This is a genomic window from Vibrio tubiashii ATCC 19109 (assembly GCF_000772105.1).
Classification (GTDB): Bacteria; Pseudomonadota; Gammaproteobacteria; order Enterobacterales; family Vibrionaceae; genus Vibrio; species Vibrio tubiashii.
On sequence record NZ_CP009354.1, the window covers coordinates 1267361 to 1290054 of the forward strand.

Consider the following 22694-nt stretch of genomic DNA (forward strand, 5'->3'; position numbering starts at 1 on the left):
TAGGAAATGATTAATTCACAAACGCTACCTTTGCCTACGCAATTAACTTCGGTGCAAAAAACAGCGCGAAACATCGCATTTTCATGTTTGTACAAGATCCAGTATGGCTCTTTGACCATCATCGAATCTTTTGGTTCGCAAGGGGCTCCTCAAGTCAGAGAGAGCTTTGGTAGTCCACGGAAGGGGCAACCTAGTGCCATTATTGAGGTTAAAAATCCTGCCTTTTATGCACGCTTACTGAAAGGTGGCAGCATTGCTGCTGGTGAAGCGTACATGGACGGATGGTGGGAAAGCCCTGATCTCACCGCTTTAATGGAGTTGATGGCAATGAACCTGTCAACTTTAGACACTATAGAAAGTCGTTCAAGCTTTCTGTCGAAGCTCATTTATCAAGTTGGCCACTGGTTGAATCGCAACACGGTAGAGAACTCGGCAAAAAACATTGAGGCTCACTACGATCTGAGTAATGAACTTTACGAAACATTCCTTGATAGTCGCATGCTTTATTCATCAGGCATTTATGAATCGCCTAATGACACGCTAGAGCAAGCCCAGATTAATAAAATGGATCGCTTATGTCAGCAACTGAAGCTCTCGTCTAGAGATTCCGTGATTGAGATAGGAACTGGGTGGGGAGCAATGGCGATCTATATGACAGAAAACTATGGTTGCCACGTTACCACTACCACTATTTCTGAGCAGCAGTTCCAATACACAAAGCAGAAGATTGAAGAGAAGGGCTTGCAAGACAAGATTACCCTGCTCAAACAAGACTACCGCTTGCTGGAAGGGACCTTTGATAAGCTCGTATCAATTGAAATGATCGAGGCTGTTGGCAAGCAGTTTTTGACCTCCTACATCCAAAAATGCCAATCATTATTGAATTCGGGTGGACTGATGGCAATCCAAGCCATCACCATCGCAGACCAACGATACGATTATTACAGCAATAACGTTGATTTTATTCAGAAGTATATCTTCCCTGGTGGCTTTTTACCGTCGATCACTGCATTAACACAGTGCACAACAAAACATAGTGATCTAATTCTTAGAGATCTCTACGACATTGGGGAAGACTATGCCAAGACTCTTAAAGATTGGTATTTGAAGTTTAACCAAGCGCGCGAACAGGTTTCTGAACTGGGATTTGATGACAGATTTGTCCGAATGTGGAATTACTACTTTTGCTATTGTGAAGGTGGTTTCCGCGCCAAATCGATCAGTACAGTTCACATGACGTTTCAGCGTCCATAGAAGCTGAACTAAAGGAGCAGGTAATGAAACGGTTACTTATTGTGTCGACTTGGTTTCAAGTTATTTGGTTCTGCGCTGTTATTGGCAATTATGACCTGCAATATGCGACGCTCTCACTTGTTGTACTGACGCTCGCTATATCCGCCGTTAAAGAGAACTTGAGTTGGTTTAAGTATGCTTTGATCGTTGTAATAGGCGTGTTGGTTGATTTTACCAACCTAACGATTGGCTGGTTTCAGTTTCAACATGAATACTTCCCGGTATGGCTGTTTGCATTGTGGCTTATCTTTGCTTGGTATACGCATTTTTTGTACCCGATACTGAGCCAGTATCCATTAGCTATCGTATCAATGGTAGGAGGGATTGGAGGCGCACTTAGCTATGTAGCAGGAGAAAGCCTTGGAGCCGTATCTTTTGGGGCTTCTACTTTCACTATTGTGGGCATATTGCTCGTAGAGTGGACTCTAATCATTGCATTGATTATGAAGGTATATGGACATGAAGTGCATAACAGTAATAATAGCGTTCCTAGTGCTGACCGGTAACGTTTTTGCGTCTGAGTCCTCAAGACATAACGTAGAGAGCTGGAAAAACTGGTCTAGTGTGGGGCAGGCTCAGTTGACGATGTTTTTCTTTGATATTTACGAGTCACAATTGCTGACGCCAAATGGTGGGTATGTTGTTGATCAAGATATTACGCCACACCCTCTCGCGCTTTCGATTACTTATCAAAGAGACATTTCTCAAAAACAATTGTTAGACGCAACGGTCGAACAGTGGCAAAAACTCGGTTACAAGCAGAGTGAAATGCTAGAGTGGGCGGCTAGGCTAGAAAACATCTTCCCCGACATAGAAGAAGGCAACAGCCTGACCTATGTGACAGACGGGTACAGAGGTAGCTTTTTCTATTCTAAACCTATGGTAAACGATCGGCTTATCGGCTCTATTGAAGAAGAGGCGTTTAACGATGCTTTTCTCGCAATATGGTTATCACCAAATACTGAGTATCCGGGACTCAGAGAACGTTTAATTGGGAGAAATTGATGTTTAAGCGCCTAGGGCAGACGATATTACTACTGCTATGTACTCAACTTACTTTAGGTTGTACGAGCGACTTAGATGACTACAGAGACAGCAAACCTGAATTCAACTTGTTTGAGTACTTTGAAGGGGAGTCAATGGCTTGGGGCATGGTGCAAGATTACACCAACAAGCAAACTCGCCGCTTTGAGGTGGTGATTGTCGGTAGTGTAAAAGAGAATACTTTGACCTTAGTTGAAGATTTCGTGTTTGATGATGGTGAAAAATCCCAACGAATTTGGACCATTGAACGTTTAGGGGATGGGCGCTACCAAGGGAGTGCTGACGACATCATTGGGGTCGCAACAGGGAGAGAAGTTGGCAATGCACTTCAGTGGCAATATGATTTTGAACTACAGATGGAAGACTCTACCGTGGTCGTGAGCTTCGATGATTGGTTATACCGCCAAGATAAAAATCATGTCTTTAATCTAACTAGGATTAAGAAGTTTGGCATTGAAGTCGGGAAAATTACGCTGTTTTTCCAGAAGCAGTGAGGGGAGAAAGGAACGGACTTCGTCCTATGGAACGCTACGCTTTTGGAAAACGGGATCGGGCTTCGCCCTGCGGGAAATATAAAGTTGACTCTCTAGCGTGCTCACTCAACCTTAGTTTTCCAGTTTTCCAGTTTTCCAGTTTTCCAGTTTTCCAGTTTTCCAGTTTTCCAGATCTCCCAAACAAAAAGGGTTGACGCTTTCACGTCAACCCTCATATTTTTCCAGCTTTCCAGCTTTCCAGCTTTCCAGCTTTCCAGCTTTCCAGCTTTCCAGCTTTCCAGCTTTCCAGCTTTCCAGCTTTCCAGCTTTCCAGCTCTTACAACTTATCAGTTAGCTCAATCGCTTGGCCGATGTAGTTTGCTGGCGTCATCTCTTTTAGACGTGCTTTCTCGTGCTCTGGTAGCTCAAGACCGTCGATAAAGTTACGCATTGCTTCGCCATCTACACGCTTACCACGAGTTAGCTCTTTTAGCTTCTCGTATGGTTTCTCGATGCCGTAACGGCGCATAACAGTTTGTACTGGCTCAGCTAGAACTTCCCAGTTTTGGTCTAGTTCCGCAAGCAGTGCTTCACGGTTAACTTCTAGCTTGCTGATGCCTTTTAGTGTTGAAGTGTACGCGATGATTGCGTAGCCCACACCAACACCTAGGTTACGTAGGACTGTTGAGTCAGTTAGGTCACGCTGCCAGCGAGAGATTGGTAGTTTCTGCGCTAGGTGGCCGAATACTGCGTTTGCAAGACCTAGGTTACCTTCTGAGTTTTCAAAGTCGATCGGGTTAACTTTGTGTGGCATTGTTGAAGAACCGATCTCACCAGCAATAGTCTTCTGCTTGAAGTGACCTAGCGCGATGTAGCCCCATACGTCACGGTCGAAGTCGATTAGGATAGTGTTGAAACGTGCAACTGCATCGAACAGTTCAGCGATGTAATCGTGTGGTTCGATTTGAGTTGTGTATGGGTTCCACGTTACGCCTAGAGACTCAGTGATGAACTCTTCAGAGAACTGGTGCCAATCTACTTCTGGGTAAGCAGAAAGGTGAGCGTTGTAGTTACCTACAGCACCGTTAATCTTACCTAGGATTTCAACGTTAGCGATCTGCTTGTATTGACGCTCCATACGGTACGCCACGTTCGCCATCTCTTTACCCATAGTAGAAGGAGAAGCAGGCTGGCCGTGTGTACGAGATAGAAGAGGGATGTCACGGTACTCAACAGCAAGTGCTTTGATAGCGTCAATGATGTTTTTGATTTCAGGAAGAATCACTTCGTCACGAGCTTCTTTTAGCATTAGCGCGTGAGAGGTGTTGTTAATGTCTTCTGAAGTACAAGCAAAGTGAATGAACTCGTTTACAGCGTGAAGCTCAGGAACTCCTGCCACTTTTTCTTTTAGGAAGTACTCAACCGCTTTAACGTCGTGGTTAGTTGTACGCTCGATTTCTTTGATGCGTGCTGCGTCTTCTTCAGAGAAGTTTGCTGCTAACTCATCTAGGAACTTGTTTGCTTCAGCGCTGAATGCTGGTACTTCTGTGATTGCATCTGTAGCTGCAAGCTTTTGTAACCAACGAATTTCAACGATAGAGCGGTACTTTAGTAGTCCAAATTCACTAAAGATGCTGCGAAGTGCGATTGTTTTGCTTCCGTAACGACCGTCTACTGGTGAAACAGCAGTCAATGCTGACAGTTCCATGATGTTCTCCTGAAAATTGAGTTTCTAAATTTTGTGTGCTTTATACCAATTACCAAAGCGTTTGTCACGAACATTGCGCAAACGTTTGCTTTGCTCTTATTTTGGATAGAAAGTGCTTTGGTATAAAAGAAGAAGCTCGCGTCATGCGCGAGCTACTAATTAACGTTAGATTCGAGCTAATAGTATTTGTGCCTGCTCAACCATTTTCTTGCGTCCAAAGATTAGGTGACGACGTTTGCCGCCAACCTGACGCCATAAAACGGCACTGCGAATACCTGATAGAAGAAGAGCGCGAACTTTGTGTTGGTTCGATGTCTGTTGCAGCACTGATGGTGTACCAGTGACTTGAATACGTGGACCAACTGGGCTGATTACATCGAGATAGACGCTGGCAAGGTTGCTAATCATCTGCTCATCAAGTAGATCAAAATGCTCGAGTTGGCGTTCCAACATTTGAATGCGATCGCCTAACTGAGACATGGCATCGTTTCGAGTCTGAAGCTTACGCTCAAGCGCCATGAGGCTAATGATGTAACGTGTGATTTCGCTACCATTAGGAGTACTGTCGATCCCCTTAACCAAACACTCTAGACCAAGCTTGAGGTCGGATTCACGACCGAAAACACCAACGGTATTATTTGGGCTGGTGTTTAAGATCGCTTTTAGGGATGTTTCAAACGCGTCAGAGTCACAGTGACCGTTTTTTGCGACTTGTTGGACCAAGGCGACAGCTTGGCAAATTCCTGCAAAGGCGATGGTACGGTCATATAGTGTGTTAGCCACGTAGTTCTACTCCTAAAATTAAATGCGTTCTTCGATGATTCCGCCACCTAAGCAAACATCATCTTTATAGAAAACAGCAGATTGCCCCGGTGTTACAGCGATTTGAGGCTCGTCAAAGATCACTTTAATGTTTTCATCATCGATAGGGATGATAGTACATGGGATATCTGTTTGACGGTAGCGAGTTTTTACAGTGCATTGTAACGGTTCTTTAATCGCTTCACGAGCAACCCAGTGTAGTTGAGATGCAATCAAACCTTGAGATTTGAGCATTGGGTGATCTTTACCTTGAACAGCAATTAAGACATTGCGCTTAAGATCTTTGTCACCAACGAACCACGGGTCTTCATTACCGCCACCGCCTTTTTGGCCGCCGATATGCAGGCCTTTACGTTGACCTAAGGTGTGGTACATCAATCCGTTGTGCTTACCAATCACTTTACCTTCTGGTGTTTCAATGTCGCCTGGTTGCGCTGGTAGATAGCGGCCTAGGAAATCTGTGAACTTACGTTCGCCAATGAAACAGATACCAGTAGAGTCTTTTTTCTTCGCTGTGATCAGATCTTGTTCTTCAGCTATGCGGCGAACTTCTGGTTTCTCTAAATCACCAACAGGGAATAGGCTGCGTGCAACCTGATCGCTGCTTAGCGTGTACAGGAAGTAGCTTTGGTCTTTGTTGTTGTCTAGACCACGAAGCATGCGTGGCTTGTCGCCATTTTCAACTTCTTCTGGAGTTGGGAATGTACGGCGTACATAGTGACCCATAGCGATATAGTCTGCGTCGAGCACTTCATCCGCAAACTCTAAGAATGCTTTAAACTTGATCTCTTTGTTGCACAGAATATCTGGGTTAGGTGTACGACCTGCTTTGTATTCAGCAAGGAAATACTCGAATACGTTATCCCAATATTCCGCAGCAAAGTTAATCGTGTGCAGGTGAATGCCTAGCTTGTCACAGACCGCTTGCGCATCGGCAAGATCTTCAGCTGCTGTACAGTATTCTTCGTTGTCATCTTCTTCCCAGTTCTTCATAAACAGGCCTTCAACTTGATAGCCTTGCTGCTTAAGAAGATACGCAGATACAGATGAATCAACGCCACCGGACATGCCAACGATGACTTTCTTTTGACTGTTGTCAGACATTACTAAACACCACTTAATTTAACTGGACGCAGATTTTATCAGAAAGCATAGCGAGGGGACAGATCCGAGATCGAACTCACACTTCGATTTCGGGCGTTTATTAGACGTTTGCTTAGTGAAAATCGCGGAAACTTAACTATTAACCTGTATATGTGGCATAGTGGCGAAAATTCAAGAGAGCCAGAGTGAATCTAATGAGCGAAGAAAACCAAATCATCGAAGAAGCCCAGTTGATTGAAGTTATCGAAAACCAACTAGAAGATGGAAATCCAGTTAAGGTAAAAGAGACCTTAATGCGTTTGATGATGACGGGCACGCCTCGTGAAGACGCTATCGCTATGATGGCGTGCGCAGTAGCGATTGAAATCTTTGATGTAATGAAAAACGAAGGTGAGTTCAACTTGAAGCGCTATGCTGAGAACCTAGATCGCTTACCGGACCTTAGCTTTATGGAAGGTGAATAAGCCACGACTCCTTTCGATAAAACAGCCAGCCTATAGCGCTAAGAGCACTCACCAAAAGTGGGTGCTTCATCAATCGACCATCCCACTTATTTATTACATTCATAGCTGCTCAGATTTTAATTGCCGATGCAAACGTTTGCTATAATACCTTTTGTTGCCGTCCTAAAACCTGCAAGGTAGAATCCGGCATCCTTTCATCCCTTATTCAGATTCTTTACTGCAGAAGCATTGTTATGAAATTTCCTGGTCAACGTAAATCGAAGCATTACTTTCCTGTTCACGCTCGTGATCCATTAGTGAGTCAATCACAAGAAAGTAAAAAAATGTCGCGCACGCATATTATCGGCATTGATCAAACTCTTGTTGATATTGAGGCCAAAGTAAGCAGTGAGCTTATCGAAAAATACCAACTGAGTAAGGGACACTCGCTCGTTATTGATGATGAGACTGCAGAAGCGCTATATAACGAACTCAAAGAACGTGATTTGATCACCAATGAATACGCTGGTGGTACGATTGGTAATACGCTCCACAACTATTCAGTACTGGCTGATGACCGCTCTACGCTTTTAGGCGTAATGAGCCAAGATATTAAAATTGGCAGTTATGGTTACCGCTACTTATGCAATACATCAAGCCGTATGGATCTAAACCACCTTCAAGGTGTCGACGGGGCAATTGGTCGCTGTTTCGCATTAATTACTGAAGACGGTGAGCGCACTTTTGCTATTAGTGAAGGGCAAATGAACCAGCTCCATCCAGATAGCATTCCTGAGAAAATATTTAAAAACGCTTCTGCTTTGGTGTTAACCGCTTACTTGGTGCGTTGCAAGAAAGGCGACCCAATGCCTGAAGCGACGATGAGAGCGATCGAGTACGCAAAAAAACATGACGTACCTGTCGTACTGACTCTAGGCACTAAATTCGTTATTCAAGATGATCCAAAGTTCTGGCAAGACTTTTTAAACGAGCATGTTTCAGTAGTAGCAATGAATGAAGATGAAGCGGAAGCACTAACCGGAGAATCCGATCCTCTTGCAGCTTCTGATAAAACGCTAGAGTGGGTTGATTTAGTATTATGTACCGCTGGGCCAGTAGGCCTATTTATGGCGGGTTATACTGAAGAGTCTGCAAAACGTGAAACGTCTTTACCATTATTGCCAGGCAGTATTGCAGAATTTAACCGCTACGAATTTAGCCGACCTGCTTCAAAAGGGCTTTGCGATAATCCAATTAAAGTTTACTCGCATATTTCACCTTATATGGGTGGCCCAGAGAAAATTAAGAATACCAATGGTGCTGGTGATGCCGCTCTTTCTGCTTTATTACATGATATGGCAGCGAACAAATACCATAAAGAAAATGTGCCTAACTCAAGCAAGCACGCACATTCATACTTAACTTATTCATCGTTCTCGCAAGTATGTAAATACTCTAATCGCGCCAGTTACGAAGTGTTAGTGCAGCATTCACCGCGTTTATCTCGTGGACTTCCTGAGCGAGAAGATAGCTTGGAAGAAGCGTACTGGGAACGTTAATTCCGTTATTGAACGATAAAAGCTTCATTAAATTGAGGCTTTTTTATTTGCGGCAATAATAAAAAAGCGCCATATAGGCGCTTTTTGTAAATCATTAAAAGTGATTAGATTAGGAAGTCGTCTAGTGACTTGCCGGCATCTAGTTGCTCTTGGATTACTGAAGGTGTACGACCTTGACCTGTCCAAGTTTTCTCTTCACCTGAAGCATCTACATATTTATATTTTGCTGGGCGAGGAGCACGCTTCGCTTTTGGCTTACTTCCTTTAGACTCACCTGCCAATGCAGAAATAAGCGCTTCGACGTCGATGCCGTCTTTAGTAATCTGTTCAGCAATGGCGGCTAATTTAGCTTCTTGCTCTGCAGCTGCTTCACGTTCAGCTTCTTCTGCTTCTTTACGCTCAGCTACAACAGTAGTTAGTTTATCTAACGCTTCTTCTAATTGCTCAAGTGTTAGCTCTCGAGAAAAAGCACGTAGACTACGAATGTTTAATAGTGTTTTTGTTAGTTCCGACATTTATTCATCTCTTCACAATATAAGTTGTCGATGTATGAATCATAAACCTCTAAATTTAATATTACAATCTCACTGACATAAATTTACGTAAAATAAACTATCAGAATGTTGTTTGAGAGCCGTTTTATTATTAATTTAGTTGCTTGCAATAAATAGATTTTCTATCGCGCTTATCTCTTATATTAACAGAGGCCTATCTGGGAGTCCGGTTTCATATTAAATGTTATCGAAAATATAACCGTATCCCTGAGCTATATGCCTTTAGTATGTATCAGTACAAAAAAACAAGTCTGGCGTATCAAAAAAATGTATCTGTCATGTAAGGATGGTTAAAAAAACGTCATTAGTAGAGTGGATTTCTAAGAAATCAGACCATTTGAGTTCAATGGATGGGCCAATAAGTTATCCAATTGGATGACTATTCATCAATCTTGAAAGCTTAGTCGAAGTTGGCTAACGATATTTTTAACAGTAGAAAATGGAATATTATGTTGAAAGAGGTGGTGATATGAGTACAATGGGCGCAACCTAATGCGTTTTGTTGGTTAAATTATTGTTAAAATGATTTTTCGGTAGTTTAAAGTTTCAACAATCGCGGTAGAGGCGCGGAATAAATAAGTAGTGTTTGCTGGGGTGATGCCAATGAGCAAACATAAAAGGTTATTTCGCCGAAGTGAATTCTCTCATCAAGGAGGTTTGCTGGGGTTACACTCGAAAGGGGTAACACTGCCATAGTCTATAATTTGTAAAACTATGGAGCGCTACTGTAGGGCTGGGTTTCGCATTCGCTGACCTATCGCTAATTTCAACTTAATTGATTGGAAATGATTTCCTTCAATTAGTCTGCAGTAGATCTCTAACCATTTATTACTGGTTTTTGAAGATCATGAATTTAATTGATTTTGCATCATCTCCTTTATCTCTTTTGCCGCCAATTGTGGCACTGAGTCTTGCTATTATTACCCGCCGCGTACTCGTATCGCTTGGTGTCGGTATTGTTTTAGGCGCAATCCTACTTAACGACTACTCATTCGGTAGTGCGCTTGGATATGTTGGTTCTACCGTTTCAAGTGTCTTTATTGAAGATGGCGGTATCAATACTTGGAATATGAGTATTGTCGGCTTCCTAATTTTACTAGGGATGATGACAGCGCTATTGACGCTATCCGGTGGTACACGTGCGTTTGCAGAGTGGGCGCAAACTCGCGTTAAAAGTAAGCGTGGCTCTAAGCTTCTTGCTGCATTTTTAGGTGTTTTCATCTTTGTTGATGATTACTTTAACAGCTTGGCTGTGGGTGCTATCTCTCGTCCTGTCACTGACCGTTTCTACGTATCACGAGCTAAGCTAGCTTATATCCTTGATTCAACTGCTGCTCCAATGTGTGTGATCATGCCTGCTTCTAGCTGGGGTGCTTACATCATGACAATCATTGGTGGCATCTTAGTTTCGCATGGTATTACTGAGTATTCAGCACTTGGCGCATACGTTCGCCTAATTCCGATGAACTTCTATGCGATATTCGCGCTACTTATGGTATTTGCTGTTGCTTGGTTCGGACTAGACATCGGTAAGATGCGTGAGCATGAAATTGCGGCGTCACGTGGGCACGGGTTTGCAAAAGAGCAAGCGGAAGACTCGGAAGAAGCTCACGAGCTAAACGAAGAGTTGGATATCGAAGAGAGCGATAAGGGTAAAGTCTCTGATCTCATCTTGCCGATCGTTTTACTTATTGTTGCGACGGTTGCTTCGATGCTTTACACCGGTGGTCAAGCTCTTGCTGCGGACGGCATTGCGTTTAACTTACTCGGCGCATTTGAAAACACTGATGTAGGTACATCTCTTATTTACGGTGGCCTAGTTGGTTTGGCTGTTGCGCTGTTTACCGTTGTTAAACAAGGTATTGCGGTAAGTGAGATCTCTCGTACGCTTTGGATTGGTGCGAAATCAATGTTTGGCGCGATCCTGATCCTGGTGTTTGCTTGGACGATTGGTTCAGTTATCGGTGACATGAACACAGGTAAGTATTTGTCGACTTTAGCTCAAGGCAATATCAACCCACATTGGTTGCCAGTTATTTTGTTCCTATTGTCTGGCCTTATGGCGTTTTCTACAGGTACATCATGGGGTACATTCGGTATCATGCTGCCAATCGCGGGTGATATGGCAGGTGCAACGGATCTGGCGCTAATGCTACCAATGCTAAGTGCTGTATTAGCGGGTTCAGTATTTGGTGACCACTGTTCACCAATCTCAGATACCACCATTCTTTCTTCAACAGGTGCTCGTTGTAATCACATCGACCACGTAGCGACTCAGTTACCATATGCACTGTCAGTTGCAGTCGTGTCGTGTATTGGTTTTATTACTCTAGGTATGACCGCTTCTATCGGCATGTCATTCGCAGCGGCGTCGGTAGCATTTATCGCTATTTGTGTCTTGCTATCTGTTCTGTCTAAGTCAAAGATGGCGAGTTGCCAAAACGCGTAACAGATTGAAGTTATTGCTATTAGATAAGGGAGCTCAGGCTCCCTTTTTATTTGTCATATACAAATTGAAAAAAGTTTAAATAAATGGTTGAAAAATGTTTTCGGCTTGGTTAGTGTGGATATCAACAAAGCGAACAGAAGAGCTTATTAAGTATGCGTAAATTAGTCATGAACATTCATCACCATCATCACCCAGTTTAGTCTTTCGGGAGATGCACGCATACCCGGGAGACAGGAAACTCCCGGAGGCTAAAATCGCAAACTACAAGATTTAGAACCCTCGGGAGAACAACTCTTCCGAGGGTTTTTCAGTATTTGAATCTTAAAAAGTTTATAAATTTCAAAATCTTGCACAGGGATACAGCAATGCAAACACAACGCCTAAGAATCGCAATCCAAAAGAAAGGTCGCCTGAGTAAAGAGTGTCAGACTCTGCTTAAAAAGTGCGGCGTTAAATTCAATATCATGGGTGAGCGTCTTGTTGTTCACTCACTAAATATGCCAATTGACCTATTGCTAGTACGCGACGATGATATTCCAGGTCTTATCATGGATGGTGTCGTTGACCTTGGCTTTATCGGTGAAAACGAACTTGAAGAAGTACGTTTAGATCGTAAGGCGTTGGGCGAGCCAAGTGAGTTTGTTCAGCTGCGCCGTCTAGATTTTGGTGGCTGTCGTCTATCTATCGCGATTGATAAGGATGAAGAGTACAACGGCCCTCAGGACCTAGCAGGCAAACGCATTGCAACGACTTACCCTCAGCTACTTAAAGCGTACATGGATGAGCAAGGTGTTCCTTTCTCGACCTGTATGCTCACTGGCTCTGTAGAAGTAGCTCCGCGAGCGGGTCTTGCAGATGCAATTGCAGATTTGGTGTCTACTGGCGCAACTCTCGAAGCGAACGGCCTTAAAGAAGCAGAAATCATCTTCAAATCAAAGGCGACACTGATTCAACGTACTGGTGATTTTGATGCTGACAAAGTGGCGCTAATCGAAAAACTACTGACTCGTATGCAAGGCGTACAGCAAGCAAAAGAATCGAAATACATCATGCTGCATGCTCCAACGGATAAGTTAGACCAAATCAAATCTCTACTACCGGGCGCTGAAGATCCAACGGTTCTCCCTCTTTCGGCTGATCAGCAAAAAGTCGCGGTTCACTTGGTGAGTACTGAAAACTTGTTTTGGGAAACAATGGAACAGCTAAAAGAGTTGGGTGCGAGCTCAATCCTAGTATTGCCAATTGAGAAAATGATGGAGTAATCGCAATGAGAACAGTTGTTTGGCAATCATTAAGTGAATCTCAGCAAGACTCTATTTTAGAGCGTCCGGCAATTACTGAAGGTGCGAATATCACCGCAGCGGTTTCGCAAGTGATCGCCAAGGTTCGCGAAGAAGGCGATGCTGCGTTACTAGAGCTGACAGAAAAGTTTGATCGCGTTAAGCCTGAGTCGATTCGTGTCTCTGAGCAAGAGGTAGAAGCGGCATGTGAACGCTTGTCTTCCAACATGAAACAGGCGCTTGAGCAGGCCTACGCCAATATCTCTAAGTTCCATAAGGCGCAAAAACCTCAGCCAATCAAGGTTGAGACTCAGCCTGGCGTTTTGTGTGAGCAAGTGACTCGTCCAATTCAAAAAGTGGGCTTGTACATTCCGGGTGGCAGTGCACCATTGCCATCGACTGTTTTGATGCTTGGGGTGCCAGCGAAAATTGCAGGTTGTCGCAAAGTGGTTCTTTGTTCTCCTCCGCCGATCGCAGATGAGATCCTATATGTCGCGAAGCTATGTGGTATTGATGAAGTCTACAATGTCGGTGGTGGTCAAGCGGTTGCTGCAATGGCGTATGGTACCGAAAGCGTTTCAAAAGTAGATAAGATTTTCGGGCCGGGTAATGCTTACGTGACAGAAGCAAAGCGTCAGGTAAGCAATGACTTCCGTGGTGCGGCGATTGATATGCCAGCAGGGCCTTCTGAAGTCTTGGTTTTGGCTGATGAAACCGCTGACCCAGATTTTATTGCTGCCGATTTGCTTAGCCAAGCGGAGCACGGACCAGATTCACAAGTCGTGCTTGTTACACCATCACCGATTGTTGCTGATCAGGTTACCGATGCAGTTCAGCGTCAGCTTAAAGAATTATCTCGTGCAGATATTGCTGAAAAAGCCTTAGCATCAAGTTTAATCATTATCTCTGAGTCGTTGACTCAAGCAGTGTCGATTTCGAACTATTACGGTCCTGAGCACCTGATTGTACAAACTAAGAATCCGCGTGAGCTTCTGCCTCTACTCGATAATGCAGGTTCGATTTTCCTAGGTGATTGGTCCCCTGAGTCAGCAGGTGATTATGCGTCAGGGACAAACCACGTTCTTCCTACCTACGGTTACACCCGTACTTACTCAAGTCTTGGATTGGCTGATTTCTCTAAACGAATGACAGTACAAGAGCTTACGGCAGATGGCCTGAAAGAGTTAGCGCCAACCGTTGTCACCATGGCGGAAGCAGAAGGTTTGGATGCGCACAAGCGTGCTGTGACGATTCGTGTCGAAAAACTGGCAGCTAAGTAAGAGGGTAATGAGATGGAAAAGCTAGCGCGTAAACAAGTCCAACAACTGACTCCTTACCTATCGGCTCGCCGAATTGGTGGTACAGGCGACGTTTGGTTGAACGCGAATGAATCGCCATTCAACAATGAATACAAAACAGACTTTGCTCGTTTGAACCGCTACAGCGAATGTCAGCCAAAAGAGCTAATTGAAGCGTATGCGGCTTATGCGGGTGTAAAACCAGAGCAAACATTGACCTCTCGCGGAGCTGACGAAGGTATCGAATTATTGATTCGTGCGTTTTGTGAGCCGGGTGAAGATGCGATTCTTTATTGCCCACCGACTTACGGAATGTATGCAATTAGCGCAGAAACCATTGGCGTAGAGCGTAAGACTGTGCCGCTAACGTCAGATTGGCAACTCGACCTAGAAGGCATCGAAGCCAACCTAGATAATGCCAAACTGGTATTTGTCTGTTCGCCAAATAACCCAACGGGCAATCTAGTTAAGCGTGAAGATATTGTCTCTCTGCTTGAGATGACAAAAGATCGCGCCATTGTCGTGATGGATGAAGCGTATATCGATTTCTGCCCTGAAGCGTCGACGGTCGATTTATTAGCGCAATATCCGAACCTAGCGATTTTGCGTACTCTGTCTAAAGCTTTCGCGCTTGCGGGCTTGCGCTGCGGTTTCACCCTTGCAAACGAAGAGCTGATTAATGTACTTCTTAAGGTTATCGCCCCGTACCCAGTGCCAGTGCCAGTAGCAGAAATCGCGACTCAGGCGTTATCTGAAGCGGGATTAGCTAGAGCGAAGTTTCAAGTTCTCGACCTCAATGCAAACCGTGCGTATCTACAAGTTGGTTTATCAATGATTGAAGGTTTAGAGATATTTGAAGGTTGGGGTAATTACCTATTGGTTAAATTCCCACAAGGTGACGAACTATTTAAAGCAGCATGGGAGAGCGGCATTATTTTACGCAATTCTCCTATCGAAAACTGTGTTCGTATTAGTATTGGTAGTCGAGACGAGTGCGAAAAGACACTCGGATTTATTAGAAACTATTACAGCTAAATACCATTGGCTCTGGCCTTTGCGAGAGCCACTAAATTTGAAATAAGGAAGTTCGAGTGAGCAAGCAACAAAAAATTCTATTTATCGACCGAGATGGCACCTTAATTGTTGAGCCGCCGGTGGACTTTCAAGTAGACCGATTAGACAAACTAAAGCTAGAGCCGTTTGTTATTCCAAGTCTACTCTCTCTTCAAGATGCGGGATACCGTCTAGTGATGGTGACTAACCAAGACGGTTTGGGCACCGACAGCTATCCACAGGCAGACTTTGATGCGCCACACAATATGATGATGGAGATCTTCGAATCTCAAGGTGTGAAGTTCGATGATGTGCTGATTTGTCCTCACTTTGATGAAGACAACTGTTCTTGCCGTAAGCCTAAATTGGGTTTGGTTAAAGAATACCTTCAAGGTGGAAAAGTCGATTTCCAAAACTCGGTTGTGATTGGCGACCGTCAAACGGATCTGCAGCTTGCTGAAAACATGGCAATTCGTGGCATTCAATACAACCCAGAAACCATGAACTGGAAACAGATCCTTAAAGATCTGACCGTCAAAGCACGTGTTGCCGAAGTGATTCGAACCACTAAAGAAACGGACATTAAAGTTGCCGTTAATCTTGATGAGCAGGGAAGCAACCAAATCTCTACTGGTCTTGGTTTCTTCGATCACATGCTAGATCAAATCGCGACTCACGGCGGATTCCAGATGGTGTGCAAAGTGGAAGGTGACTTACACATTGATGATCACCACACGGTAGAAGATACCGCTCTTGCATTGGGGCAAGCGCTGAAAGAAGCACTTGGTGACAAGCGTGGCATCGGTCGTTTTGGCTTTAGCCTGCCAATGGATGAGTGCTTGGCACAATGTGCACTTGATCTGTCTGGTCGTCCTTATCTTAAGTTTGACGCTGAGTTCGGTCGCGAGCAGGTAGGTGACCTATCCACAGAGATGGTGGTTCATTTCTTCCGCTCATTGACAGATACGCTAGCGTGTACGTTGCACCTATCTTCAGCTGGCGACAATGATCACCACATCATTGAGAGCCTATTTAAAGCGTTTGGTCGTACGCTACGCCAAGCAATCAAAGTAGAAGGCACTGAGCTACCAAGTAGTAAAGGCGTACTTTAAGGCTAACGTTAGCAAGGAGAAAAACAGTGACAGAACAGAAAGTCGTCATTATTGATACTGGTTGTGCCAACGTTTCTTCGGTGAAGTTTGCCATTGAACGTTTAGGTTATGATGTAACGATTTCTAAAGACCCTCAAGTAGTGCTTGCAGCAGATAAGCTATTTCTACCAGGTGTAGGGACAGCAAGTGAAGCGATGAAGAACCTTGAAGAGCGCGATCTAATTAACTTGGTAAAACAGGTAGAAAAGCCGCTGCTAGGGATCTGTTTAGGTATGCAGCTGTTAGGCAAAGTATCGCAAGAAAAAGGGCAGAAAGCGGATGAGCTGGTTGAGTGCCTTGGGCTTTGTGATGGTGAAGTGAAGCTACTTGAAACTGGCGATTTACCACTGCCTCACATGGGGTGGAATACAGTATCAGCTAAAACAGGCAATCCACTATTCAAAGGGATTGAAGAAGGAGAGTACTTCTATTTCGTACATAGCTTTGCTATGCCTGTTGGTGAGTACACGATTGCAGAATGTGAATACGAAAATCCATTCACGGCTGCTGTGCAAAGCGGTAACTACTACGGTGTGCAATTCCACCCTGAGCGTTCTTCAAAAGCGGGCGCGAAGCTTATTCAAAACTTCTTAGAATTATAAAAGGGATTTAGTGTGATTATTCCAGCTCTTGATTTAATTGAAGGACAGGTGGTTCGCCTTTATCAAGGTGATTACGGCCAAGTAACCGAGTACAAAGTCGACCCAGCAGAGCAGTTCAACTTGTACCACCAAGCCGGTGCTAACTGGTTGCACTTGGTGGACTTAACAGGTGCGAAAGACACGACAGCGCGCCAACTTGATTTGATTGCCAAGCTACTCGCGAGCACTCCAGCGAATATCCAAATCGGTGGTGGTGTACGTACAGAGCAAGACGTTGTCGATCTACTCGAAGCCGGTGCCCAGCGCGTTGTTGTTGGCTCGACAGCGGTAAAACAACCTGAACTGGTAAAAGGTTGGATGGAAAAATACGGCGCGGAAAAAATTGTTCTCGCGCTAGATATCAACATCGCTCAAGACGGCACTCGTAAGGTAGCGATCTCTGGTTGGCAAGAAGACTCAGGCGTGACTATCGAAGCTCTGATTAATGATTACCTAACCGTTGGCTTACAGCATGTGCTTTGTACCGATATTTCTCGTGACGGTACGCTAGAAGGCTCAAACGTAGAGTTGTATGTAGACCTATGTAAACAATACCCACAAGTGCAATTCCAATCATCAGGTGGTATTGGTTCATTAGCAGATATTGAAGCACTGAAAGGCTCTGGTGTCGCTGGCGTGATTGTTGGTCGTGCACTACTTGATGGCAAGTTCACAGCAGAGGAGGCATTTGCATGTTGGCAAAGCGAATAATTCCATGTCTTGATGTTCGTGATGGACAAGTGGTGAAGGGCGTTCAGTTCCGTAACCACGAAATCATTGGCGATATCGTTCCTCTTGCGCAGCGTTATGCTGAAGAAGGCGCAGACGAGCTCGTGTTCTACGATATTACCGCTTCTAGCGATGGCCGAGTGGTAGATAAAAGTTGGGTGGCTCGCGTTGCAGAAGTGATTGATATTCCGTTTTGTGTGGCTGGTGGCATTAAATCAGCGGAAGACGCGGCGCGTATTCTTGAGTTTGGTGCAGATAAGGTATCTATCAACTCACCAGCATTGGCGAACCCACAGTTAATCACTGACCTTGCGGACAAATTTGGCGTTCAGTGTATCGTCGTCGGTATTGATTCGTACTATGACAAAGAGACGGGCAAGTATCAGGTTTACCAGTTTACGGGTGATGAAGAGCGCACCAAAGCGACCCAATGGGAAACGCGCGATTGGGTGCAAGAAGTACAAAAACGTGGTGCAGGTGAAATCGTGTTGAACATGATGAACCAAGACGGCGTGCGTAACGGTTACGATATCGAACAGCTCAATATGGTGCGAGAAGTGTGTAACGTACCATTGATTGCATCTGGCGGTGCAGGGGCTATGGAGCACTTTGCAGAAGCTTACCAAAAGGCCAATGTGGATGGTGCGCTTGCCGCGTCGGTCTTCCACAAGCAAGTCATCAATATTGGTGAACTAAAGCAGTATTTAAAACAACAAGGTATTGAGGTTCGACTATGAGTGTAAACACCGCCGAAGTAAGTTCTTTAGCTGAGCGTATCAACTGGGACAAGGTGGATGGTCTAGTACCTGCTATTGTACAAGATTTCCAATCGAGCCAAGTGCTGATGATGGGTTACATGAACCAAGACGCACTGGCGAAAACAGGTGAAACAGGTCAAGTCACCTTTTTCTCTCGCACTAAGCAGCGTTTGTGGACCAAAGGTGAAACCTCTGGCAATGTATTGCAATTGGTGAACATGCAGCTAGATTGCGATAACGATACGCTCTTGGTGAAAGTAAATCCCATTGGTCCTACGTGTCACTTGGGCAACACCACTTGTTGGGATGTCGACCCACAAGAGGAGTCGCAAATGGTGTGGCTTCATCAACTTGAGCAGCTATTGGCTGCCCGCAAGAGTGCCGACCCTGATTCCTCTTATACTGCCAACCTCTATTCCCGTGGCACCAAGCGTATTTCGCAGAAAGTGGGTGAAGAAGGCGTTGAAGTCGCGCTTGCGGCGACGTCGGGTGATAAGGCGGAGCTAGTGTGCGAGTCAGCGGATTTGATTTACCACCTACTAGTGCTTCTGCAAGATCAAGGTCTGTCGATGAACGATGTGGTCAACAAGTTGAAAGAACGTCACAAATAATCTCAGACCTCCAAATAACTAGCGCCCTCAATTGAGGGCGCTTTTTTTTAGCCAATGTTGTCAATATTAAATTTCGAACAAGAAGTAATAACCGTAACCGACAACTAAAGCAGGTAATGCTGAATAGATGGTTGCGACCAAAGCAGCTTTAGGGGCCAAGGCAATTGCAGGGAATAGAGCATCGCCATCGTTTGATATCGCATTCGCTAATTGCGCAGATAATGGCGCGGCTCCAGAAATGTACAAACTCGTCACGAGAATTTGCGGTCCACAACCTGGCAGTAAACCTACCGTCAAGCCCATCAGTGGCATCCACACTCCCCATCCAGAGAATGTTGTGGCAAGATCAATTTGACCAAAGAAAGTAATCAGCTCAAAGGCCATAAAAGCTAGAATGACCCATGCTGTAACGAAATTGGTATCTTGCGCTGCTTTTTGTATCGGATGAGACGAAACTTGCTTTGTATCTTCAGCGACCGTTGACTCGTAATCTTTGATTTCTTTGGTTAACGACCAAAGTAACATACTAACAATGATAAGAATGGCACCGACCCATTCTATGGTCATTTCAGGTAGGTGGAGCAGTTGATTGACATCTATTTGGAAAGAGCCCAGAGCAGCGATGAAGGTTGCAGGAACAAGAAGCCATTTCCAAAATGCACCTTGTAGATTAATGGCCTTCTGCTCAAGACTGTTTGAGCTTTCACTGGCACAACTAAAACGGTTCGCAACCGACGTTGCTTCAGGTCGAAGAAAATCATCGCGATGGATACCATTGACCACCCAGCCTGAAACGCAGCCAACCATGACCCCTAGGCCAATGACGGCAAAGCCGATATCAGGTTTGCTCGCGAGTAGTAGGAATGCGGCATCACCCATCGTCGAGGTTAAGACCGCGACAATGGCGCCAAAGCCAACACGGCCACTAACAAATTGGGTCGTGACGATGATAGCCCCACCACAGCCAGGCAAAGCACCTAGCAGGGCAGCGAAGAACACCTGATGATTACGTGAACTCTGGTAAAGGTTTACCAGGCGGTTTTCCTTGCTAAAGAAAACCGACAAGTAGTGATAGATAGCCAGAGTAAAGGCGACATAACTAGAGACTGCCCAAAACGCATCCGCAAGCGTATTTACAGACACATCTCTGGTTGTATCACTAAGTAATAAGACAATGAGAGCAATAGGAAGCAACAAACGCTTGTACGCAGGTCGAAACTGAGTAAGAGACAACCAAGTGGGTAAGTGGTGCGAAAATCGTAAAGTGTCCATAGGCGACCAAAAAATGTAAATGCGAATTATTATCAAATATATGCTAATGAGAATTATTTGCAATAAGTTTTTGTCAATTGTGGTTGCCATCTCAACCTGTGAAGTGAGTCCAATTATTAATGGGTGTTATGTCATTAGTGCTAAACTTAAGAGAGGGTTAGGTTTGATAACGATGATTGGTCATGGCTTATGACCAAATAATCTCTATCCAACCGATGACAAATCATCAGAATTCGGTAAAATATCGGGTTTGTGAGTAATTGCCCCTTGTTGGGAAGAAATTTAGTCAGATAGGAAAAAAGATGATTCTAGTTGTAGGTCACAAGAACCCTGATAGCGATAGTATCTGTAGTGCACTAGTAGCAACTGAGCTACTAACCGCTCGTGGTGTTGAAGCAATGCCTATTCGCCAAGGTGAAATTAACCGTGAAACTCAACACATTCTAGAAGTGGCTGGCGCAGAAGTTCCTGAGCTACGCACTTCAGTTGCGGGCGAGAAAATCTGGTTAGTAGACTACTCGGATCTAGCGCAAGCTCCGGATGATGTGGCTGACGCAGAAATCCTAGGTATCGTTGATCACCACCGCCTAGGTGACGTGATGACTGTAAACCCAATGGAAGCTTGGATCTGGCCTGTTGGCTGTACTAACACAGTACTGTTTAACATGTTTAAAATCGAAGGCCACGAAATCACGCCTAAGATCGCTAAGCTAATGATGTCAGCAATCCTATCTGACACAGTCGGTTTTGCTTCTCCAACTTGTACTCAAAAAGATAAAGATGCAGTTGAAGAACTAGCGAAAATCGCTGACGTATGCGATGTAGATGCATTCATTAAAGATCTACTTATCGCAAAAACAAACATCGAAGGCCTATCAGCGGCTGAGCTGGTTGAAAAAGACCTGAAAGGTTACCCATTCAATGGTCGCGATGTTGTTGTTGGTCAGGTTGAACTTGCAACTCTTGAGCAAGTTGACGGCATGATTGAAGCGCTAGAAGCAGACCTAGAAAGCCGCTGTGCTGAACAAGGTTTGGCGTTTGCAGCAGTAATGCTGACAGACATCACTACCGCTCAAACTCGTCTACTTTACAAAGGTGAGTGGGCTGAGAAACTTGTTAAGCATGAGAAAGACGGCATGCTAATGATGGAAAATACGCTAAGTCGTAAGAAGCAAGGTTGGCCTTGGCTTCAAGCTGAACTAGCTTAATTCTATCTCTATAACGTATACCTTAACGCCCATGGTCACGCCATGGGCGTTTTCTTTGCGAGGAAGTGAATATGTCACTATCAAATGAGCAGCTAGAGACAGTAAATAAAATGCGCCCAGATGAGCGCTTTAATTACTGCATTAAAGAAATAGCCAAAAACCGTAAGGTTTGGATTCTGACTGATGAGCATGGCTGCGTCATGCTCAACACCGAAGACGAAGATTGTGTGCCAGTGTGGCCTCATCAAGAGTTTGCTGAGCAGTGGGCAACCGGAGACTGGGAGCATTGTAAAGCAGAGCCAATTTCGACGGCAAAATGGTTTAGTCGTTGGACGTACGGCCTTGAAGATGACGAGCTATCTGTTGTTGTTTTTCCTAACGACAACGAAGAAGGTGTCGTGCTATACCCAGACGAATTTGAAGTCGAGCTGAAAAAGCGCGGATAGGGCAGACACTAATAGCCTATTAGCTGAAACAGCTCTCCTTGCTTTGCAATAGAGACGGCACGATTTAATGTGCCGTCTTTTTTATATTTGGATAATAGCTTTCTAATGATAGGTGTGACTTGCTTTTGACTCATTCCAGGTTTGAGTTCCGGCTCGTAGAGCAGTTTCAACAGAACGACATCAAGAGGAGAGAGCAGATCTTCGGGAGTCTCATCATTAAAAATCGAAGGGAAAGCGCTCTCTGAGTCGTTCGGTAAGCCTAAGACTTGAGTGATCTCCTCAACGATGCAGGCAAGCAATTTACCATGCTCCCTCGCTTGATCGACAGGGATGATGATGGCGGCGTGAGAAAGCGCGCCATTACGACCGACTTGGTAGCCTGCTTTGCAGATCGCGCCATATACGTTTGCAAGCGCTGGTTTACCTAGCTCTCGTTCGATATCTTCACGCCATTTAGATTCTTTAGTAAACACCCAGACGATATTCGCTTGTTCACGCGATGCCACTCTTTGAATTCGGTGTCCAGTTATCTGCACTAAGTGACGTAAATGTGCATCTGTGAGCTCATCGTGAAGGGCTTTGTCCGGTACTTTGTGCTGAACCCATATCTTTATAGGCTCATTCCATTTGACTAATGGTTTACTTCCAGACGAGTATTCATTGCGCAGCGCAACATTGATAAAAGCCTTCTCGACAAACTGGGTATCGAGCCAAGTTTGTTGCGTGGTGTATGCCTGAGAGTGGAATGAAGTGGCAAGCACTATTATTCCAAGCATTGCTTTCCTTAGCATGAGTAGT

General features: G+C 44.7%; 23 protein-coding genes, 1 riboswitch and 1 other annotated feature. Of the genes, 17 read left to right on the top strand and 6 right to left on the bottom strand.

The genetic code is table 11. The annotated features are described in order from the left end of the window. Positions 1–6: 6 nt before the first annotated feature. Genes IX91_RS05745 through IX91_RS05760 form a run of 4 tightly spaced genes read left to right on the top strand, consistent with a single transcriptional unit; the run spans position 7 to position 2831 of the window. The gene (locus tag IX91_RS05745) at positions 7–1254 is read left to right on the top strand and encodes an SAM-dependent methyltransferase (protein WP_004746875.1); all 1248 of its coding nucleotides are present in this window, start codon (positions 7–9) and stop codon (positions 1252–1254) included. A gap of 23 nt (positions 1255–1277) precedes the next feature. After that, positions 1278–1799 carry a DUF2878 domain-containing protein gene (locus IX91_RS05750; protein WP_004746874.1) on the top strand — a complete coding sequence of 174 codons (522 nt, stop codon included), beginning with the start codon at positions 1278–1280 and terminating at the stop codon, positions 1797–1799. Continuing rightward, positions 1753–2298 (top strand): chalcone isomerase family protein, encoded by a 546-nt coding sequence (locus tag IX91_RS05755; protein ID WP_004746873.1) that lies wholly within the window; start codon positions 1753–1755, stop codon positions 2296–2298. The genes IX91_RS05750 and IX91_RS05755 overlap by 47 nt, the downstream gene beginning before the upstream one ends. After that, entirely contained in the window at positions 2298–2831 is a 534-nt protein-coding gene (locus tag IX91_RS05760; protein ID WP_004746872.1) for a DUF3833 domain-containing protein, read from the top strand. Before IX91_RS05755 ends, IX91_RS05760 begins: the two co-directional genes overlap by 1 nt. Before the next feature lie 316 nt (positions 2832–3147). Here IX91_RS05760 and purB read toward each other — a convergent pair whose 3' ends face one another. From purB to mnmA, 3 genes are all read right to left on the bottom strand, one after another. Next, positions 3148–4518, bottom strand: coding sequence for an adenylosuccinate lyase (purB, locus tag IX91_RS05765; protein ID WP_004746870.1), 1371 nt, complete (start codon positions 4516–4518; stop codon positions 3148–3150). Between the two features lie 165 nt (positions 4519–4683). After that, positions 4684–5301 (bottom strand): high frequency lysogenization protein HflD, encoded by a 618-nt coding sequence (hflD, locus tag IX91_RS05770; protein ID WP_004746869.1) that lies wholly within the window; start codon positions 5299–5301, stop codon positions 4684–4686. Positions 5302–5319: 18 nt separating this feature from the next. After that, positions 5320–6444, bottom strand: a complete 1125-nt coding sequence (gene mnmA, locus IX91_RS05775; RefSeq protein ID WP_004746867.1) for a tRNA 2-thiouridine(34) synthase MnmA — start codon at positions 6442–6444, stop codon at positions 5320–5322. A gap of 194 nt (positions 6445–6638) precedes the next feature. Here mnmA and IX91_RS05780 point away from each other — a divergent pair, with 194 nt between their 5' ends. Together IX91_RS05780 and IX91_RS05785 are read left to right on the top strand one after the other, a co-directional pair. Beyond that, a complete protein-coding gene (locus IX91_RS05780) occupies positions 6639–6908 on the top strand; it encodes a hypothetical protein (protein WP_004746866.1) in 270 nt (89 codons plus the stop codon). Positions 6909–7141: 233 nt separating this feature from the next. Next, positions 7142–8446 carry an inosine/guanosine kinase gene (locus tag IX91_RS05785; RefSeq protein ID WP_004746865.1) on the top strand — a complete coding sequence of 435 codons (1305 nt, stop codon included), beginning with the start codon at positions 7142–7144 and terminating at the stop codon, positions 8444–8446. A gap of 104 nt (positions 8447–8550) precedes the next feature. On the opposite strand, the gene IX91_RS05790 is transcribed toward IX91_RS05785, so the two are convergent. Then, the gene (locus IX91_RS05790) at positions 8551–8961 is read right to left on the bottom strand and encodes an H-NS family histone-like protein (RefSeq protein ID WP_004746864.1); all 411 of its coding nucleotides are present in this window, start codon (positions 8959–8961) and stop codon (positions 8551–8553) included. 590 nt (positions 8962–9551) lie between these two features. Then, positions 9552–9733, top strand: a riboswitch (Lysine riboswitch). 114 nt (positions 9734–9847) lie between these two features. Between IX91_RS05790 and tet(35) the strand changes: the two genes are divergently transcribed. The 9 genes from tet(35) (at position 9848) to hisIE (ending at position 18970) form a co-directional block, all read left to right on the top strand. Next, positions 9848–11449, top strand: a complete 1602-nt coding sequence (tet(35), locus tag IX91_RS05795; protein ID WP_004746863.1) for a tetracycline efflux Na+/H+ antiporter family transporter Tet(35) — start codon at positions 9848–9850, stop codon at positions 11447–11449. Between the two features lie 175 nt (positions 11450–11624). Further along, positions 11625–11761 (top strand) — a sequence feature (His leader region). 53 nt (positions 11762–11814) lie between these two features. Next, a complete protein-coding gene (gene hisG, locus IX91_RS05800) occupies positions 11815–12711 on the top strand; it encodes an ATP phosphoribosyltransferase (protein ID WP_004746862.1) in 897 nt (298 codons plus the stop codon). A gap of 5 nt (positions 12712–12716) precedes the next feature. Then, positions 12717–14009, top strand: coding sequence for a histidinol dehydrogenase (gene hisD / locus IX91_RS05805; RefSeq protein ID WP_004749828.1), 1293 nt, complete (start codon positions 12717–12719; stop codon positions 14007–14009). Between the two features lie 12 nt (positions 14010–14021). After that, positions 14022–15062 carry a histidinol-phosphate transaminase gene (gene hisC, locus IX91_RS05810; RefSeq protein ID WP_004743844.1) on the top strand — a complete coding sequence of 347 codons (1041 nt, stop codon included), beginning with the start codon at positions 14022–14024 and terminating at the stop codon, positions 15060–15062. 56 nt (positions 15063–15118) lie between these two features. Continuing rightward, positions 15119–16192 (top strand): bifunctional histidinol-phosphatase/imidazoleglycerol-phosphate dehydratase HisB, encoded by a 1074-nt coding sequence (gene hisB, locus IX91_RS05815; protein ID WP_004743845.1) that lies wholly within the window; start codon positions 15119–15121, stop codon positions 16190–16192. Positions 16193–16218: 26 nt separating this feature from the next. After that, positions 16219–16833 carry an imidazole glycerol phosphate synthase subunit HisH gene (gene hisH / locus IX91_RS05820; RefSeq protein ID WP_004743846.1) on the top strand — a complete coding sequence of 205 codons (615 nt, stop codon included), beginning with the start codon at positions 16219–16221 and terminating at the stop codon, positions 16831–16833. 12 nt (positions 16834–16845) lie between these two features. Further along, positions 16846–17583 carry a 1-(5-phosphoribosyl)-5-[(5-phosphoribosylamino)methylideneamino]imidazole-4-carboxamide isomerase gene (hisA, locus tag IX91_RS05825; RefSeq protein ID WP_004743847.1) on the top strand — a complete coding sequence of 246 codons (738 nt, stop codon included), beginning with the start codon at positions 16846–16848 and terminating at the stop codon, positions 17581–17583. Beyond that, the gene (gene hisF, locus IX91_RS05830; protein WP_004749837.1) at positions 17565–18338 is read left to right on the top strand and encodes an imidazole glycerol phosphate synthase subunit HisF; all 774 of its coding nucleotides are present in this window, start codon (positions 17565–17567) and stop codon (positions 18336–18338) included. The genes hisA and hisF overlap by 19 nt, the downstream gene beginning before the upstream one ends. Further along, positions 18335–18970, top strand: a complete 636-nt coding sequence (gene hisIE / locus IX91_RS05835) for a bifunctional phosphoribosyl-AMP cyclohydrolase/phosphoribosyl-ATP diphosphatase HisIE (RefSeq protein ID WP_004743970.1) — start codon at positions 18335–18337, stop codon at positions 18968–18970. Before hisF ends, hisIE begins: the two co-directional genes overlap by 4 nt. A 66-nt stretch (positions 18971–19036) precedes the next feature. On the opposite strand, the gene IX91_RS05840 is transcribed toward hisIE, so the two are convergent. Then, positions 19037–20242, bottom strand: a complete 1206-nt coding sequence (locus IX91_RS05840; RefSeq protein ID WP_004743969.1) for a putative manganese transporter — start codon at positions 20240–20242, stop codon at positions 19037–19039. A 302-nt stretch (positions 20243–20544) separates the two neighbouring features. Here IX91_RS05840 and IX91_RS05845 point away from each other — a divergent pair, with 302 nt between their 5' ends. Beyond that, complete coding sequence (locus tag IX91_RS05845) at positions 20545–21450, top strand: manganese-dependent inorganic pyrophosphatase (RefSeq protein ID WP_004749839.1); 906 nt, start codon at positions 20545–20547, stop codon at positions 21448–21450. A gap of 71 nt (positions 21451–21521) precedes the next feature. After that, on the top strand, positions 21522–21896 hold the full coding sequence (locus tag IX91_RS05850; RefSeq protein WP_004748058.1) for a DUF2750 domain-containing protein: 375 nt from the start codon (positions 21522–21524) through the stop codon (positions 21894–21896). A gap of 8 nt (positions 21897–21904) precedes the next feature. Here the strand turns inward: IX91_RS05850 and IX91_RS05855 are convergent, their stop codons facing one another. Then, positions 21905–22687, bottom strand: coding sequence for a DUF2927 domain-containing protein (locus tag IX91_RS05855; protein WP_038197882.1), 783 nt, complete (start codon positions 22685–22687; stop codon positions 21905–21907). Positions 22688–22694 lie beyond the last annotated feature (7 nt).

Bases quoted from the DNA above. Each gene is read 5' to 3' on its own strand.
- IX91_RS05845 (WP_004749839.1), top strand. From the start codon at position 20,545: ATGATTCTAGTTGTAGGTCACAAGAACCCTGATAGCGATAGTATCTGT.
- purB (WP_004746870.1), bottom strand. From the start codon at position 4,518: ATGGAACTGTCAGCATTGACTGCTGTTTCACCAGTAGACGGTCGTTAC.
- IX91_RS05850 (WP_004748058.1), top strand. From the start codon at position 21,522: ATGTCACTATCAAATGAGCAGCTAGAGACAGTAAATAAAATGCGCCCA.
- hisIE (WP_004743970.1), top strand. From the start codon at position 18,335: ATGAGTGTAAACACCGCCGAAGTAAGTTCTTTAGCTGAGCGTATCAAC.
- IX91_RS05760 (WP_004746872.1), top strand. From the start codon at position 2,298: ATGTTTAAGCGCCTAGGGCAGACGATATTACTACTGCTATGTACTCAA.
- IX91_RS05785 (WP_004746865.1), top strand. From the start codon at position 7,142: ATGAAATTTCCTGGTCAACGTAAATCGAAGCATTACTTTCCTGTTCAC.
- IX91_RS05750 (WP_004746874.1), top strand. From the start codon at position 1,278: ATGAAACGGTTACTTATTGTGTCGACTTGGTTTCAAGTTATTTGGTTC.
- hisC (WP_004743844.1), top strand. From the start codon at position 14,022: ATGGAAAAGCTAGCGCGTAAACAAGTCCAACAACTGACTCCTTACCTA.
- hisF (WP_004749837.1), top strand. From the start codon at position 17,565: ATGTTGGCAAAGCGAATAATTCCATGTCTTGATGTTCGTGATGGACAA.
- IX91_RS05745 (WP_004746875.1), top strand. From the start codon at position 7: ATGATTAATTCACAAACGCTACCTTTGCCTACGCAATTAACTTCGGTG.
- hisG (WP_004746862.1), top strand. From the start codon at position 11,815: ATGCAAACACAACGCCTAAGAATCGCAATCCAAAAGAAAGGTCGCCTG.
- mnmA (WP_004746867.1), bottom strand. From the start codon at position 6,444: ATGTCTGACAACAGTCAAAAGAAAGTCATCGTTGGCATGTCCGGTGGC.
- IX91_RS05780 (WP_004746866.1), top strand. From the start codon at position 6,639: ATGAGCGAAGAAAACCAAATCATCGAAGAAGCCCAGTTGATTGAAGTT.
- IX91_RS05840 (WP_004743969.1), bottom strand. From the start codon at position 20,242: ATGGACACTTTACGATTTTCGCACCACTTACCCACTTGGTTGTCTCTT.
- IX91_RS05755 (WP_004746873.1), top strand. From the start codon at position 1,753: ATGAAGTGCATAACAGTAATAATAGCGTTCCTAGTGCTGACCGGTAAC.
- IX91_RS05855 (WP_038197882.1), bottom strand. From the start codon at position 22,687: ATGCTAAGGAAAGCAATGCTTGGAATAATAGTGCTTGCCACTTCATTC.
- IX91_RS05790 (WP_004746864.1), bottom strand. From the start codon at position 8,961: ATGTCGGAACTAACAAAAACACTATTAAACATTCGTAGTCTACGTGCT.
- hisD (WP_004749828.1), top strand. From the start codon at position 12,717: ATGAGAACAGTTGTTTGGCAATCATTAAGTGAATCTCAGCAAGACTCT.